At 67.8% G+C, this 15,131-nt stretch carries 15 protein-coding genes and 1 pseudogene; 10 read left to right on the top strand and 6 right to left on the bottom strand.

Annotation, left to right across the window (positions count from 1 at the left end; genetic code table 11):
• Nucleotides 1-31: 31 nt before the first annotated feature.
• Nucleotides 32-997, bottom strand: a complete 966-nt coding sequence (gene thrB / locus MSPGM_RS12920; RefSeq protein ID WP_003600712.1) for a homoserine kinase — start codon at nucleotides 995-997, stop codon at nucleotides 32-34.
• A gap of 98 nt (nucleotides 998-1,095) precedes the next feature.
• Nucleotides 1,096-2,117 (bottom strand): annotated as a pseudogene (gene ispH / locus MSPGM_RS12915) (4-hydroxy-3-methylbut-2-enyl diphosphate reductase).
• 352 nt (nucleotides 2,118-2,469) lie between these two features.
• On the opposite strand from ispH, the gene MSPGM_RS12910 reads away from it, so the two are divergent.
• From MSPGM_RS12910 to MSPGM_RS12900, 3 genes are all read left to right on the top strand, one after another.
• Nucleotides 2,470-4,368 carry a monovalent cation:proton antiporter-2 (CPA2) family protein gene (locus MSPGM_RS12910; RefSeq protein ID WP_003600715.1) on the top strand — a complete coding sequence of 633 codons (1,899 nt, stop codon included), beginning with the start codon at nucleotides 2,470-2,472 and terminating at the stop codon, nucleotides 4,366-4,368.
• Entirely contained in the window at nucleotides 4,361-5,842 is a 1,482-nt protein-coding gene (locus tag MSPGM_RS12905; protein WP_003600716.1) for an MATE family efflux transporter, read from the top strand. The genes MSPGM_RS12910 and MSPGM_RS12905 overlap by 8 nt, the downstream gene beginning before the upstream one ends.
• Nucleotides 5,843-6,079: 237 nt before the next feature.
• The gene (locus MSPGM_RS12900; RefSeq protein ID WP_410007714.1) at nucleotides 6,080-6,850 is read left to right on the top strand and encodes a DUF937 domain-containing protein; all 771 of its coding nucleotides are present in this window, start codon (nucleotides 6,080-6,082) and stop codon (nucleotides 6,848-6,850) included.
• Between the two features lie 148 nt (nucleotides 6,851-6,998).
• Here MSPGM_RS12900 and MSPGM_RS12895 read toward each other — a convergent pair whose 3' ends face one another.
• From MSPGM_RS12895 to MSPGM_RS12885, 3 genes are all read right to left on the bottom strand, one after another.
• On the bottom strand, nucleotides 6,999-7,217 hold the full coding sequence (locus MSPGM_RS12895) for a Flp family type IVb pilin (RefSeq protein WP_309248317.1): 219 nt from the start codon (nucleotides 7,215-7,217) through the stop codon (nucleotides 6,999-7,001).
• A gap of 272 nt (nucleotides 7,218-7,489) precedes the next feature.
• Nucleotides 7,490-7,753 carry a DUF3072 domain-containing protein gene (locus MSPGM_RS12890; RefSeq protein WP_003600718.1) on the bottom strand — a complete coding sequence of 88 codons (264 nt, stop codon included), beginning with the start codon at nucleotides 7,751-7,753 and terminating at the stop codon, nucleotides 7,490-7,492.
• 102 nt (nucleotides 7,754-7,855) lie between these two features.
• The gene (locus tag MSPGM_RS12885) at nucleotides 7,856-8,743 is read right to left on the bottom strand and encodes a branched-chain amino acid aminotransferase (RefSeq protein WP_003600719.1); all 888 of its coding nucleotides are present in this window, start codon (nucleotides 8,741-8,743) and stop codon (nucleotides 7,856-7,858) included.
• 220 nt (nucleotides 8,744-8,963) lie between these two features.
• Here MSPGM_RS12885 and MSPGM_RS12880 point away from each other — a divergent pair, with 220 nt between their 5' ends.
• The 7 genes from MSPGM_RS12880 to MSPGM_RS12850 all read left to right on the top strand — a co-directional run bounded on the left by MSPGM_RS12880 (nucleotide 8,964) and on the right by MSPGM_RS12850 (nucleotide 14,509).
• Nucleotides 8,964-9,527, top strand: coding sequence for a MarR family winged helix-turn-helix transcriptional regulator (locus MSPGM_RS12880; protein ID WP_012753014.1), 564 nt, complete (start codon nucleotides 8,964-8,966; stop codon nucleotides 9,525-9,527).
• Complete coding sequence (locus MSPGM_RS12875) at nucleotides 9,527-10,255, top strand: response regulator (protein ID WP_003600723.1); 729 nt, start codon at nucleotides 9,527-9,529, stop codon at nucleotides 10,253-10,255. The genes MSPGM_RS12880 and MSPGM_RS12875 overlap by 1 nt, the downstream gene beginning before the upstream one ends.
• 7 nt (nucleotides 10,256-10,262) lie before the next feature.
• The gene (locus tag MSPGM_RS12870) at nucleotides 10,263-11,669 is read left to right on the top strand and encodes an ATP-binding protein (RefSeq protein WP_003600724.1); all 1,407 of its coding nucleotides are present in this window, start codon (nucleotides 10,263-10,265) and stop codon (nucleotides 11,667-11,669) included.
• Between the two features lie 167 nt (nucleotides 11,670-11,836).
• On the top strand, nucleotides 11,837-12,028 hold the full coding sequence (locus MSPGM_RS12865) for a hypothetical protein (RefSeq protein WP_003600725.1): 192 nt from the start codon (nucleotides 11,837-11,839) through the stop codon (nucleotides 12,026-12,028).
• 121 nt (nucleotides 12,029-12,149) lie between these two features.
• Complete coding sequence (locus MSPGM_RS12860) at nucleotides 12,150-13,331, top strand: pyridoxal phosphate-dependent aminotransferase (RefSeq protein ID WP_003600726.1); 1,182 nt, start codon at nucleotides 12,150-12,152, stop codon at nucleotides 13,329-13,331.
• 182 nt (nucleotides 13,332-13,513) lie between these two features.
• Nucleotides 13,514-13,927: a DUF1236 domain-containing protein gene (locus MSPGM_RS12855; RefSeq protein WP_003600727.1), complete on the top strand. Its 414-nt coding sequence runs from the start codon at nucleotides 13,514-13,516 to the stop codon at nucleotides 13,925-13,927.
• A gap of 291 nt (nucleotides 13,928-14,218) precedes the next feature.
• Nucleotides 14,219-14,509, top strand: a complete 291-nt coding sequence (locus tag MSPGM_RS12850) for a hypothetical protein (RefSeq protein WP_003600728.1) — start codon at nucleotides 14,219-14,221, stop codon at nucleotides 14,507-14,509.
• A 6-nt stretch (nucleotides 14,510-14,515) separates the two neighbouring features.
• Here the strand turns inward: MSPGM_RS12850 and mscL are convergent, their stop codons facing one another.
• Nucleotides 14,516-14,941 (bottom strand): large conductance mechanosensitive channel protein MscL, encoded by a 426-nt coding sequence (gene mscL / locus MSPGM_RS12845; protein WP_003600729.1) that lies wholly within the window; start codon nucleotides 14,939-14,941, stop codon nucleotides 14,516-14,518.
• Nucleotides 14,942-15,131 lie beyond the last annotated feature (190 nt).

Below are 15,131 nucleotides of genomic sequence, written 5' to 3'. Positions count from 1 at the left end.
CTCCCCGGCACCGGGGAGGGTTCGATCCGTCTTACTTCTCCCAGCCGTAGTCCCGCGCATCGGTCGCGGTGCGGTGGAAGGCGAGACGGCGGTCGTATTCCAGCGGGTCCTTGGGCTGCACCAGGGCGCCGGGCGGCACGTTGAGCCAGTCCACCAGACGGGTCAGCATGAACCGCATGGCCGCGCCCCGCGCCAGGATCGGCAGCGCCGCGATCTCTGCCGGTTCGAGCGCCCGCACTGCATCGTAGCCCGCGATCATCGCACCCGCCTTGTCGCGGTGGAAGGTGCCGTCGGCATCGAAGCACCACGCGTTGAGGCTGATCGCCAGATCGTAGGCGAAGGCGTCGGTGCAGGCGAAGTAGAAGTCGATGAGGCCCGACACGGCGTCGCCGATGAAGAACACGTTGTCGGTGAAGAGGTCGGCGTGGATGACGCCAGCCGGAAGCCCTTGCGGCCAGGACGCCTCGAGCCAATCGAGGTCGGTGCGGGTGCGGGCGGCGAGGCCGGGCGCCACGGTGTCGGCCTGCGCTTCGGCCTGCACGAAGAGCGGACGCCACGCTTCCACCGACAGATTGTTCGCGCGCACCATCGGAAAATCGCGGCCGGCGGCGTGAAGCCCGGCCAGCGCGGCGCCGAGCGCCCGGCAATGCTCGGCGTTCGGGCGGCTCAACGACACGCCTTCGAGGAAGGTGACGATCGCCGCAGGCCGGCCGCAGAGATGCCCGAGGGCAGTACCGGCGCGGTTGCGGACCGGTTGCGGACAGGCGAGGCCGGCCCGTGCCAGATGGCCCATCAGGTTGATGAAGAAGGGCAGATCCGCCGCGTTCACCCGCTTCTCGTAGAGGGTGAGGATGTAGTTGCCCGTGCTCGTATGCAGGAAGAAGTTCGAGTTCTCGACGCCTTCCGCGATGCCCTTGTAGGAGAGCAAATCGCCGAGCTCGTATTCTCTGAGGAAGGCGCGCAGCGCCTCGTCGGATACGTCGGTGTAGACCGCCACGGTGCCGCTGCCGGTTTCAGACAAGAGAAAGGGGCGCCATGGGCGCCCCTGGAGGTCGTTCGGCCGGCCTCCGCTCGGGGGCCGGCGTGTCGTCCGCCCTATTCGGCGGCTTCGCTGCGCAGCTCGCGCGGCAGCGGGAAGGACATGTCCTCGACGGTGACCGACACCTGATCCACCGTCACGTCGAAGCGCGCGGCGAAGGCGTCGATAATCTCTTCGACCAGAACCTCCGGCGCGGACGCGCCAGCGGTCAGGCCGAGGCGGCGGATGTCCTTGAAGGCATCCCAATCGATCTCCTCAGCACGCAGGACGAGGCGGGTGATGGGACAGCCGGCCCGCTCGGCGACTTCGCGCAGGCGCTGCGAGTTCGAGGAGTTCGAGGAACCCACCACGATCAGGGCATCAACCCGCGGCGCGACTTCCTTGACCGCTTCCTGGCGGTTGGTGGTGGCGTAGCAGATGTCGTCCTTGTGCGGGCCGTGAATGCCGGTGAACTTGGCCTTCAGCGCCTCGACGATATGCTTGGTATCGTCGATCGACAGGGTCGTCTGCGTCACCCAAGCCAGCGCCTGGTCGGCCGGCGGATTCAGCGCATCGATCTGGTCAATGTCCTCGACCAGGGTGATCGACCCCTTGGGCAACTGACCCATGGTGCCGACGACTTCCGGGTGGCCGGAATGGCCCACGAGCAGAACGTGGCGCCCGCGCTTGTGATGGATCTCGGCCTCGCGGTGGACCTTGGTCACCAGCGGGCAGGTCGCGTCGATGGTGGTGAGGCCGCGCGCGTCGGCGTTCTGCGGCACGGTCTTGGCGACGCCATGGGCGGAGAAGATGACGGGGGCGCCGCTATCGGGCACCTCGTCCAGCTCGCGCACGAACACGGCGCCCTTCCGCTTCAGGGTCTCGACCACGTATTTGTTGTGGACGATCTCGTGGCGGACGTAGACCGGCGCTCCGTAGATCGCCAGCGCCCGCTCGACCACGTCGATGGCGCGCACCACGCCGGCGCAGAAGCCGCGGGGGCGCACAGGAGGATCTCCAGTGGCGGCTTGTCGCCCGTCACGGCCGGATGCGGGACCCTGTTCGGGTCGGCGGTGAGGTTGATGGTGTCAGCGCTCATGATCCGACGGATGTGGAGAGGGGTGGCCGGGTCTGTCAACTGCGGCCAGCCCGAAAGCCGCGACAGGCCTGCGCCTGTCCGTCATCATTTGCTTAGCACACACGACGCGATCCGTGACCCCCACCCTCCGCCCGGGGGGCCTGCATCGACGCTGCTGTGGCAACGGTGCCCGCCCGGTGCCACCGGGACCGTAGGCGCCGGGCATGTGACGAACGACACGCGAATCGCCCTCGCGAGGCGCACGGCTCTTGTTTTGACATCGTCTTTTTCCGAAAGCCGGTGGCCAGCTTTCGGGACGATGTCCTAAGGGAAGCCCTTCTCCCATCTGGAACCAGCGAGGCAACGGGCTTTCATGGCGAGCGCCACGGACCACGCCAGCTTCCTGCCGCCGGTGCTGACCTTCCTGTCGGCGGCGGTGATCGGCGTGCCGCTCGTGCGCCTGCTCGGCCAGAGCGCGGTGCTGGGCTACCTCGTTGCCGGCGTGGTGATCGGCCCGGCCGGCTTTTCCCTGATCGCGGAGCCCGAGACGGCGGCGAGCGTCGCCGAGATCGGCGTGGTGCTGCTGCTCTTCATCGTCGGGCTCGAACTCGAGATCTCGCGGCTCGTCTCGATGCGGCGCGACATCTTCGGGCTCGGCGCCGCACAATTGGCCCTGTGTTCGCTCGTCATCGCGGGCGCGGCTCTCGCCTACGGCCTGACGCCGGCCGCAGCGAGCGTCGTCGGCATCGCCATCGCGCTCTCGGCCACCGCGGTCGCGCTCCAGTTGCTGGAGGAGCGCGGCGATCTCGGCTCGCCCTATGGCGGGCGCTCCTTCGCGGTCCTCCTGTTCCAGGACATCTCGGTGGTGGCGATCCTGGCGCTGCTGCCGCTGCTCGCCTCGGCCGGCGCCACGCCGAAGGACGGCTGGCTCGACGAGGGCCTGCGCTCCACCGGCCGCGCGGCGGTCGCCGTCGCGGGCGTGGTGCTCGTCGGGCGCTACGGCCTCAACCCGTTCTTCCGTCTGCTCGCGGCGGCGGGCGGACGCGAGGTGATGACGGCGGCCGCGCTTCTCGTGGTGCTCGGGACCGCGCTGGTGATGGAAAAGGCCGGCCTCTCCATGGCGATGGGCGCCTTCCTCGCCGGCGTGATGCTCGCCGAGTCGAACTTCCGCCATCAGCTCGAAGCCGACATCGAGCCGTTCCGCGGCATGCTGCTCGGTCTGTTCTTCATGAGCGTCGGCATGTCGATCGATGGCGGCCTGCTCACGAACCACTGGCTGGCGCTGCTCGCCGCGACCATGGCCGCGATCGCGGTGAAGATCGCCCTGGTCGCCGGGCTGTTCCGCCTGTTCGGCTCGCCCTGGCTCGACGCCCTGCGCGGCGCGGCGGTGCTGGCGCCGGCCGGCGAGTTCGCCTTCGTGATCCTGCCGGCGGCGGGCGACTTGCGCATCCTCGCCTCGGACGTGACCCGCTTCTGCGTCGCGCTTGCCGCCCTCACCATGCTGGTCGGGCCCATCGCCGCCAAGGGGCTCGATGCCCTGATCGCCCGCCGCCCGAAGGAGGCCGAGCCGCCCTCCGACGTCGGAGAGGCGCAAGAATCCGGCGACACCCGCGTGCTGGTGGTGGGCTTCGGCCGCTTCGGCCAGATCCTGGCGCAGGTGCTGCTGGCGGAGGGCATCAACATCACCGTCATCGACAAGGACGTCGAGCAGATCCGCAACGCGACCAGCTTCGGCTTCCGGATCTATTACGGCGACGGCACCCGGCTCGACGTGCTGCGCGCTTCCGGCCTCGCCAAGGCGGACCTGATCTGCGTCTGCATCGACGACGCGCCGGCAGCTTTGAAGATCGTCGACATCGTCCACGAGGAATTCCCGAACGTGCGCACCTATGTGCGGGCCTATGACCGCACGCACGCCATCGAGCTGATGAACCGCGACGTCGATTTCCAGCTTCGCGAGACCGTCGAATCCGCCCTCGGCTTCGGCCGCGCCACTCTTGAGAGCCTGGGATTGCCCGCCGAAGCCGCCGCGCGGCGCGTCGAGGACGTGCGCAAGCGCGACGTCGCCCGCCTCGTGCTCCAGCAGGCGGGGGCGATGCCGGACGGCTCCGGCTGGCTGCGCGGCACGCCGGAACTGCGGCCCGAGCCGCTCACCGCGCCAAAAAGCCCCTCGCGGGCGCTGAGTGCCGAGACCCGCGGCCTGATCGAGCAGCAGCCACACGAATCCGCCGCCCGCGCGCTCGAACCCGAGGATGCCGAGCCGAATGCCTGAGGCGGGCACAGGCGCCGTGCCGCACCGAGACGGGGGTGCGGCGCGCTTCGTCTCGGGCTCGATCCTGCGTCACGTCGTGGTGATGAGCGCGACCGGCTCCGTCGGCCTGATGGCGATCTTCGCTGTCGATCTGCTGTCGCTGTTCTACGTCTCGAAGCTCGGCGACCCGGCGCTCACCGCCGCGGTCGGCTTCGCCTCGATCGTCCAGTTCTTCGCCATCGCCTTCAATATCGGCCTGATGATCGCGGCCGGCGCCCTGGTCTCGCGGGCGATCGGAGCGAACGATCCGGCCGATGCGCGGCGGATCGCGACCTCGGTCACCGTCCATTGCGTGATCGCCTCGGCTCTGCTGGCCGCCCTCCTGCTCACCGTGCTCGACCCGCTGCTCTCGGCCATCGGCGCGGAGGGGCACACCCTCGACGTCGCCCGGCGCTATCTCTGGATCAGCCTGCCGTCGAACGTGCTGCTCGGGCCGGGCATGCTGTTCACCGGCCTCCTGCGCGCGGTCGGCGCAGCGCGGGAGGCGATGTATGTCACCCTCGGCGGTGCCGTCATCACCGTCTTCGTCGATCCGCTGCTGATCTTCGGCCTCGGGCTCGGCGTGGACGGAGCCGCGCTCGCGGTCTGCGTCGCCCGCATCACCTTCGTCGCCGTCGGCTGGATCGGCGTCCGGCGCTACCGGTTGCTCGAAGCGCCCCGCCTCACGGCCGTCCTCGGCGATCTGCCGCTGGTCACCCGCATCGCCGGGCCGGCGGTGCTCACCAACCTCGCCCCCTCGATCGCCAGCGCCTTCGTGGCGCACGCCTTGTCCGGCTTCGGGCCTCCAGCGATCGCCGGGAACGTAGTGATCGAGCGCCTCGCCCCGGTCGCCTTCTGCGGGTTGTTCGCGATGTCGGGCTCGATCGGTCCGATCCTCGGCCAGAACTGGGGCGCCGGGCGCTTCGATCGGATGCGGGGCGTGCTCCGGGTCGGTGCGGCGGTGACCGCACTCTACGTCGTCGTCGTCTGGCTGCTCCTCGCCCTGGCGCGGGCGCCGCTGGCCGGCGCCTTCGAGCTTCAGGGCGTCGCGGCCGATCTGTTCGCCTTCTTCTGTCTGGTGAGCGGGCCGGTCTGGTTCTTCAACGGGCTGCTGTTCCTGGCCAACGCTGCGTTCAACAATCTCGGCTTTCCCTTCCTCTCGACCCTGCTGAACTGGGGCCGGGCGACGGTGGGCACCGTCCCGCCCGCTCTTCTGGGGGCGGCGTGGTACGGACCGGAGGGCGTGATCGCTGGCACCGGCCTCGGCTCGATCGCCTTCGGGGTGGCCGGCCTCGCCCTCGCCTTCCGCACCGTGGGCCGGCTCGAACGCGGCATGAGCCTCGCGGCAGGCCCCGCACCCGAGCCACCCTCCGCCGACGCGGCGGTGCAGGCCGCCCCTGCCAGTGGAATGATCGGTGCAGTCGGAAAAGCGAACGTGGAAGCCGGCACGAGCTGATTGTCGGCTATTCCAAGGGAAATCGCCGCGGAATCGGGGTTATCGCTGGCCAGCCTCGCCCGGTTGCGACACACTCTCGACCGAGGCCGTTCCGGCGAGCCTTCGGATGTGAGTGTCGGCGGTCATCACCGGTGCGCGTCCGGAATGCGGATGGGCTCGCATCATGGACACGTTGTCATGGTGAGGCCCGGAGGCGTTCGGCACCCGGACCGTTGCTGCTCGCTGAGGCGCCCGGCCATGTACACGATGTTCGACATCCTGCAGAGCCAGGGCGACGCGAGCGTGCGGGCCTTCGGGCAGCAATTCGGTCTCTCGCCCGAGCAGACCCGCCGCGCCATGGAGGCGCTGCTGCCGGCGCTGTCGATGGGCATGCAACGCAACGCGGCGGCCGATCCGATGGGGTTCGGGCGCATGTTCGCGTTCGGCCAGCCGGGAAAAGCGCCGCCACAGGCCGGTGCGGATATGTTTTCAGGCCTGTTCGGCTCACCCATGATCGCTCAGGCGGTGATCCAGCAAGCGTCGGCGGCGAGCGGCGTCGGGAGCCAGGCCCTCAGGCAGATGCTGCCGATCATGGCTGGCATGATCGTGGCCGGCATCGTCCACCTGCTTCTCAACCCGCCCGCCGGGGCACCGGCCGCCGAGCCCGCGCCCCCCACTTACCCGGTCGGCACGCTCTGGACGGACTGGCTCAACGGCCTCACCGCCGCAGCGGGACAGATGGCCTCCCCTCCCCCGTCTGCGACGCGCAAGCCCGAGCCGCGCCCGGCCATGCGGAAAGCAGAGGCGGCGCCGACACCGGATGCGACCAAGGCCTCGATGGAAGTGATCCAGCAGATGCTCCAGACCGGAGCCGAGGTTCAGGAGCAGAACGTCAAGGCGATGAAAGACGCGTTTGACGCGTTCTGGAGCCAGCCGAAGCCGGAGGATCCAAAGCCCAGAGCCGGAGCCGCTCCGGCCGCGGGAAGGGACGCAGCTTCCGCAAGGCGCAAGCCGGTCGGGCCGAAATAGGGAACGTCGGACGGCTGGTTTTACCAGACCGGCAACGCTCGGCTTCGTCCGGTCGCGGCGCCGGACGACAAATCATCTCGCTGTCTCGATCGAGGGATCAACGGGCCGGCGCCGCCGGATCAAGCCGGCCTGATCCACCTGCATCGGACTACTCGAACACAAACAATTCGAAGATCTTGGGAAAGAAACTTCCCAGGGCGGTTCCGTACGCGCGGAAGGCGCCGATGACTGCGATCCCGACGAAGGTGCTGACCAATCCATACTCGATGGCAGTCGCCCCCGATTCATGACGCGCGAAGCGGACGAGAGACCGGTACAAAGGTCGGGCGGATTTCGGGACGGGCGCGGATGGAGGAAGCAGAGACACGGCGCATCGTCCCGGACGTGAGGCAATGACCTGATTCTGCCAGCCTGAACTTGCAGCGAGCTTAAGGGAATTGAAGAAAACGGCGGCATTACCCGCCGACACGTCTCATTCGACGGCCACTGCGTTCGCGAACGGGGCAGCGGGTGATGGATCGCCGAACCTGTGTCCCGCTCCCATCGCCCGCTCGCCTCGGGGCCGCTTCACCCCGCGAAACGGTCGAGCATCATCTCGAAAAGCGGCTAACGCCTTCCGGAATGATGCCCTTGGCCGATTCAGGCCTTACCGGTGTCCTTGCGCAGGGCGTCGATGCGCTTGGAGGCCTCCGCCTTGTCGAGGTCGGCCTCGAAAGCCTCCGGCGCCTTGGCCTGCTCGGACAGGGTCTTGAGGTAGGAGGCCTGCGCGCCTGTCATCGGCTCGGCGCCGGTCGTCCACTCATCGGGATCCTTGATCCGGTTCGACTCGTCGGTCGGATCGACTTTCGGATTCTCGGCCGCAGCCTGGTCCTTAGTGGTCTTGCTGGTCGTCTTGCCGGTCATCGGGGCACCCCTTCGTTCATGGATTGTTCCAAAAAACGCGGGGCTGTCCGCTAAGTTCCGGGCACCGTTTGAGGGGCCCGGAACCGTCGATCCAGATAATCCTCAGGCGGCGGCCGCCCGCGGCTGCACCTCAGCGAGGTAGTCGTCCATCAGCGTCTTGGTCAGCGCCGCCGGCGTGAAGCGGTAGGGGCCGATCTCGGAGACCGGGGTCACCTCTGCGGCCGAGCCGGTGATGAAGCACTCCGAGAAGCCCGTCATTTCCTCGGGGCGGATGCGCCGCTCGATCACCTCGATCCCGCGGCGCCTGGCCAGCTCGATCACGGTCTGGCGGGTGATGCCGTTGAGGAAGCGGTCGGCCTGGGGCGTGTGGATCACGCCGTCGGCGATGAAGAACACGTTGGCGCCGGTGCATTCGGCGACGTTGTCCTCCCAGTCGAGCATCAGCGCGTCGGCATAGCCCTTGTTCTCGGCGCGGTGCTTGGAGATCGTGCAGATCATGTAGAGACCCGCCGCCTTCGATGTGGAAGGCGCGGTGCGCGGATCGGGGCGGCGGTAATCGGCGATGTCGAGCCGGATGCCCTTCATCTTGGTCTCCGGATCGAAGTAGCTCGGCCATTCCCAGGCGGCGATGGCGAGATGGATGGTGTTCTTCTGCGCCGCGACGCCCATCATCTCCGAGCCACGCCACGCCACGGGGCGCAGATAGGCGTCCTGCAGGCCGCTGGTCGCGAGCACCTGGGCTTTGGCCGCCTCGATCTGATCAACCGAGTACGGGATCTCGAAATCGAGGAGCTGGGCCGACTGGCGCAGGCGCTCGGAATGCTGGCGGCTCTTGAAGATCCGGCCGCCATAGGCCCGCTCGCCCTCGAACACCGACGAACCGTAGTGGAGGCCGTGGCTAAGCACATGGATCTTCGCCTCGCGCCACGGCACCATGGCGCCGTCGAACCAGATCGTGCCTTCGCGCTCATCGAAGGGAATCACGGACATCTCTCGAAGTTCCTCTGCGCGGCCTCGGCGAAGCGCGGGGTCGTCGGGTGGGGCAAATGCCGGCGCGCGGACGCAGAACGATGCAGCGAGCGGCTGGACCGGCAGGGTTGACGGGTAACAACGGGGCTGAGATATGTCAACAACACTGACTTATCTTCCCGGGTCATCCGGAGCCCTGCGATCCGCCGCCGACCGAGGTATTCACGACGTGAATCGTGTGATGACGCCAGATGCCGACATAGCGGTGCAGGCTCCCGGTGAGGCGTCCCTGCCGAGCTGTCCCGCCGCGGGCGGCGACAGCGACGACCTGATCGAACTCTTGTTCTTTGCCTATCGCGATTTCGTCGGCGATCCCGACCGGATTCTGGCGCAGTACGGCTTCGGCCGGGCGCATCACCGGGTGCTGCACTTCGTCGATCGCTATCCCGGCCTCACCATCGCCGAACTCCTCGATATCCTGCGCATCACCAAACAGAGCCTCAACCGGGTACTCAAGGATTTGATCGACCAGGGCTATGTCGAGCAGCAGACCGGCACGAGCGACCGGCGACAGCGGCTCCTGTTCTGCACCCCGTCCGGCCGGGCGCTGACGGCCGACCTGACGCGGGTGCAGGTCCGGCGGATCGTGCGGGCGCTCGATGCGCCGTCCGAGGATGACGAGGCCGAGAGCGGGCGCGAGGCCCGCGCGGCCTCCGCCCAGGATTTCCTGCTCGCGATGATCGAGCCGGCCGAGCGCGCCGCGATCCGCCGGCTGATGGCACGCCGCACGACGGGGCGCGCCTGATGTCGGCCGAAAGCGCCCTCAGGGCACGCCCCGAGCTTCCCGACCACGCGCCCCATATCCTGCTCGTCGATGACGACCGGCGCGTGCGCGAACTCCTGTCCCGCTTCCTCTCGGAGCAGGGTTTCCGGGTCACGGCGGCGGCAAACGCGGCGGAAGCGCGCCTGCGCGGGCAGTGCTTCGTGTTCGACGCCCTCGTGCTCGACGTGATGATGCCCGGCGAAAGCGGTTTCGACTATGCCCGCTCGGTGCGCGAGACCTCACGCGTACCGATCCTGATGCTGACGGCCCGCTCCAACCCCAACGACCGGGTCACGGGCCTGGAGATCGGCGCCGACGACTATCTGCCCAAGCCCTTCGAGCCGCGCGAGCTGATCCTGCGGCTCAACAACATCATCCGCCGCCACGCCGCCGTGCCGGAAGCCCGCTTCTCCGGCGAGGACGCGGTCAGTTTCGGCCCGTTCAGCTTCCGCATCGACCGGGGCGAGTTGCGCCGGGAGAACGAGCCGGTGAAGATCACCGAGCGCGAGCGCGAAATCCTGACCATGCTGGCCCAGACCCGCGGCGGCAATGTCGAGCGCGAGACGCTCGCGGGCAATGGTGGATTGGCGGCCGAGCGCACCATCGACGTGCAGATCAACCGTCTGCGCCGTAAGATCGAGCCGGACCCGGCCAATCCGAGCTTCCTGCACACCGTCCGCGGCGTCGGCTACCGCCTCGCCATCGATTGAGGCCTTCATGGCGGCCCCCGCCCGCCCCTCCGCGACCGCACCGTCTCGAACCGGCACCCTCGCCGGGGCGCTCGGTCGCGTTCGGAAGACCTGGCGGCGCCTCAGCCGCGCCATTGGCGACGCTTTGCCGAAGGGCCTCTACGCCCGCTCGCTGATCATCATCATCGCGCCGATGGTGCTGCTGCAATCGGTGATCGCCTACACCTTCATGGAGCGGCACTGGCAGCTCGTGACCCGCCGCCTTTCGGCGGCCGTCACCGCCGACGTCGCCGCGCTGATGGACATTTACGAGTCGTATCCGCAGGACCGGAACGCGGAGACGCTCTCGCGCATCGCCGGGGAGCGGCTGAACCTCGACATCGACATCCTGAAAGGCGCCAAGCTGCCGAATCCGGGGCCGCGCCCGTTCTTCTCGATTCTCGACGAGGTCTTGTCGGAAGAAATCCGCCGCCAGATCCGGCGCCCGTTCTGGATCGATACGGTGGGGCGCTCGAACCTCATCGAGATCCGGGTAGCGATCCCCGAGGGCGTGATGCGAGTCACCGCCCGGCGCAACCAGGCCTACGCCTCGAACTCGCATATCTTCCTGCTCTGGATGACCGGCTCCTCGCTGGTGCTGCTCGGCGTGGCGATCCTGTTCCTGCGCAACCAGATCAAGCCGATCCTGCGGCTCTCCGCGGTGGCCGAGGGGTTCGGCAAGGGCCGCGAGATCGAGTTCAAGCCGCGCGGCGCCCGCGAGGTCCGGCAGGCGGGGCACGCCTTCATCGAGATGAAGCGGCGCATCGAGCGCGCCATGGAGCAGCGCACGGCGATGCTCAACGGGGTGAGCCACGACCTGCGCACCATCATCACCCGGTTCAAGCTCTCGCTCGCCCTGGTGGAGCAGACGCCGGAGGTGGAGGATCTTCAGCGCGACGTGGACGAAATGAGCCGGATGCTCGAAGGCTATCTCGCCTTCGCTCGGGGTGATTCCGCCGAGACCGCCGCCGAGACCGACATGCGGACGCTGCTGGAGGATCTGCGCAGCGACGTGGAGCGCCTCGGCGCCCATGTCGAGGCGGTCGAGATCGAGGGCAGCCCGCTCGTCACGGTGCGGCCGGATGCGATGCGCCGCTGCCTGTTCAACCTCGCCGCCAACGCCGCGCGCTACGCCGACACCGTGGCGATCTCGGGCAAACGCGAGCACCGCGCTTTCCTCATCGCGATCGACGACGACGGGCCCGGCATCCCGCCCGAGAGCCGCGAGGACGTGTTCAAGCCGTTCGTGCGCCTCGACGATGCGCGCCAGGATGCCGGCGGCTCCGGGCTCGGTCTCGCCATCGCCCGCGATATCGCTCGGGCGCATGGCGGCGATGTCGGCCTGCACGACAGCCCGCTCGGCGGCTTGCGGGCGACGGTGCGCATCCCCGCCTGATCGAAACGCTCACTGGTCCGAAACACCTGCCTGACCGAAACCCTGGCGGATCGACCGGAGATTCTGAAGCGGCGGGAGTTTCCTCCGGCGGAACGGCGATGCTAAGACCGCTTCGCATTATTCTTCGGGCCGCGCTGCGGTCCCTCAACGAACGCGAGTGACGTCGAATGAACCCGCTGGTGCCGCTTTCCATCGTGCTGCTCCTCCCGATCGCAGCCGTCTGCGCCGTTCTGTTCACGGATTCCGGGATCGAGCCGGCCCTGTTCTACGCCGCCGTCAAGACCTTCGCGATCCTGTTCGTCGTCGGCGGCGCGATCTCCTTCGCCGCGAGCCGCCTCGCCGCGCGCACCCACGGCTGAGCCTCTCCTACGAAACGCCCGCCGCTCTGCCGTGCCCCCTGAGGCCCCCTCAGTGAGCGGGTGTTTCATGAGGCACGGCCGAATCCCGGCACCGGCCGGCGTCTGACGGAAGGTCGAGGCCATGCTGCGTGTCGTGCCCTCCTTCGATCGGATCGGCGAGGAGAACGCCTTCGCCGTTCTCGCCCGCGCCAGCGCGCTCGCGGCGCAGGGCCGCGACATCGTCAATCTCGGCATCGGCCAGCCGGACTTCGCGACGCCGGCCCATATCGTCGAGGCGGGCATCAAGGCCCTGCGCGACGGCCATCACGGCTACACGCCGGCGATCGGCATCCCACCGCTCCGTGAGGCGGTGACACGGGACCTCCACCGCCGCCACGGGGTCGAGGTTTCACCCGATGCGGTGATGATCGTGCCGGGCGGCAAGGTCACCATGTTCATGGCGATCCTGATGTTCGGCGAGCCCGGCGCCGAGATCCTGTATCCCGATCCCGGCTTCCCGATCTACCGCTCGATGATCGCGTTCACCGGGGCCACCCCGGTGCCGGTGCCGATCCGCGAGGCCAACGGCTTCGCCTTCTCGGCGGAGGAGACGCTCTCGCTGATCACGGAGCGCACACGCCTTCTGATCGTCAATTCGCCGGCCAACCCGACCGGCGGCGTCACGCCGAAGGCCGAGATCGACGCTCTGGTGCAGGGTCTTGCCGCCCATCCGGGCGTCGCCGTGCTGTCCGACGAGATCTACGGCTCCATGACCTATGACGGGGAGGCGCATGTCTCGCTCCTCGCCTATCCCGAGATCCGCGACCGGCTGATCGCGCTCGACGGTGCCTCGAAGACCTATGCGATGACGGGGTGGCGGCTCGGCTGGTCGGTCTGGCCGAAGCCGCTCTATGACGCCGCCCGCAAGCTCGCCGTGAACTCCTTCTCCTGCGTGAACGCCGCCACGCAATGGGCCGGGGTCGCCGCCCTCGACGGATCGCAGGACTGCGTCGCCGCGATGGTCGCCGCTTTCGATCAGCGTCGAAGCCTGGTCGTGGACGGGTTGAACGGCCTGCCGAACGTCTCCTGCATCACTCCCAAGGGCGCCTTCTACGCCTTCCCGAACATCGCGCGCACGGGCTGGAAGGCGAAGGCCCTGGCCACCGCACTCCTCGACGAGGCGGGGGTCGCGGTGATCGGCGGCCCGGATTTCGGCGTATACGGCGAGGGCTACCTGCGGCTGTCCTACGCCAACTCCGCCGAGAACATCGCTCGGGCGTTGGAGCGGATGAATCGGTTCCTCTCGGACCACTCGCCGGGCTGAGATTGAAAGATGTCATTCGCCTATGTGACAGCTTTCGCGAGATCGGCCTCCGTTTCCGGCATCGAGCGATAATCTCGGCCTTTCTCGATTTTCCATGCATCCGAATTCGAGGCTGCGGCGTTATCCGGCCATGCTTCGCTGTGCCTGATCGCGGCGAACCTCACAACGACGGAGATGCTGTAATGAAGATCAAGACCCTTCTCGCTGCTTCGGCTATCGCGCTTGCTCTGCCCATGGCCGCCCAGGCTCAAGGCACGCTGCGTGGCGCGGAGCGCGGCGCTCAGGAAGGCGCCGATGCGGCTGGTCCGATCGGTGGCATCGTCGGCGGTGCGGTCGGTGCGGCGACCGGTACGATCGGTGGCATCCTCGGTGTCGAGGATCGTCCGCGCTTCCGCTCCTATGTTCGCGAGCGCAACGTTCGCTCCTATGACTACGACGGTCGCGTCGTCGTCGGCTCCACGCTGCCGTCCTCGGGCGTGACGTATTACGACGTCCCGAACGACTACAACGTGACCCGTGGAACCCGCTACACCGTGGTCAACGACCGTCCGGTGCTGGTGGATGGTCGCCACCGGATCATCGAAGTGCTCGACTAACCACGCAGCGCATGGGCCGCCCGCAAGGGCGGCACCATCCGGCCCCGGCAACCACTGCCGGGGCCTTTTTCATGTTCTGACCTGCTCCAAAAGGTTCGCAGAGAGGCGGTCCGGCGCGCTATCTCGTCGACGACACATCGCCTGAGCGCGACGGCCCCTCTCCTGGAAGATCAGTGTTCGATCGCTTGCCGTGATGCTGTCGAAGGCAGGTGAGAATGTCGGACGCAACGCTCCCGGTGTTCCGTTCGTTTATCCATTTGAGACGATGTTTGCGCCTGGACAGGACTGACGATGACCGGCTCCGACACATCCGCCGAAAACCTTCCCGAGAACCCGCCGCTGCCGGAATCGGTGCGCGACCATCTCGGTCATGAGCTTCGGAGCGTCTATACCGAGCCGACCCCCGAGCCACGCTTCCTCGGCGACGAACCGAGCGTGCCGCAGGAATTTGAGCCGCAGCTTCGCCGGCTCGAGACGCGGCTGAAGACGCATGAGGAAGGCACCGAAGCGGTCGAACAGGCGCTCGACCGGATTCTCGATGCCTTTGGCGTCACGCCCGAGGCGGGCGATCCGAAGAAGTAGGACGGTTCACACCCGTCGCGCCGCCAACAGATCGCGGATTTCACCCAGCAGCTTCACATCGGCCGGCACCTCGGCCACCGGCTTTGGCTTGGCCTCTTCCCTGGATTTCAGGACGTTCATGGCGCGGATGACCATGAACAGTACGAAGGCGATGATGGTGAAGTTGACGGCGAGCGTCAGGAACTGACCGTAGCCGATCACCGCGCCGACCTTCTTCGCCTCGGCATAGGGCATGCCGTCCTGCACCTTGGATGACAGCGGGATGTAGTAGTTCGAGAAATCGAGCCCGCCGGTCACCGCGCCGATGATCGGCATGATGACGTCCTGAACCAGCGAATTGACGATGGCGCCGAACGCAGCGCCGATGATCACGCCGACGGCGAGATCGACCACATTGCCGCGCAACGCGAACTTCTTGAACTCTTCCAACATACTCGGGCTCCTTGAACCGCCGGCTCCGCTGCAGGCCGTTGCGTGCAAAGCTATGCCGCAAGCGGTGGTCGCCAAGGGGAGCTGCCAAAGGGGAGCCGCCAAGAGGAGCTGCGCCGATCGCCGACTTACGGTGGGAGAGGGCGACCGGTTTTCCGCTTCCGTGCACTTGTGCGCATAGCGAGCCGGCCCG

The organism is Methylorubrum sp. GM97, assembly GCF_024347855.1.
GTDB classification, from domain to species: Bacteria; Pseudomonadota; Alphaproteobacteria; order Rhizobiales; family Beijerinckiaceae; genus Methylobacterium; species Methylobacterium extorquens.
This window is presented reverse-complemented; position numbering and strand designations above follow the sequence as displayed.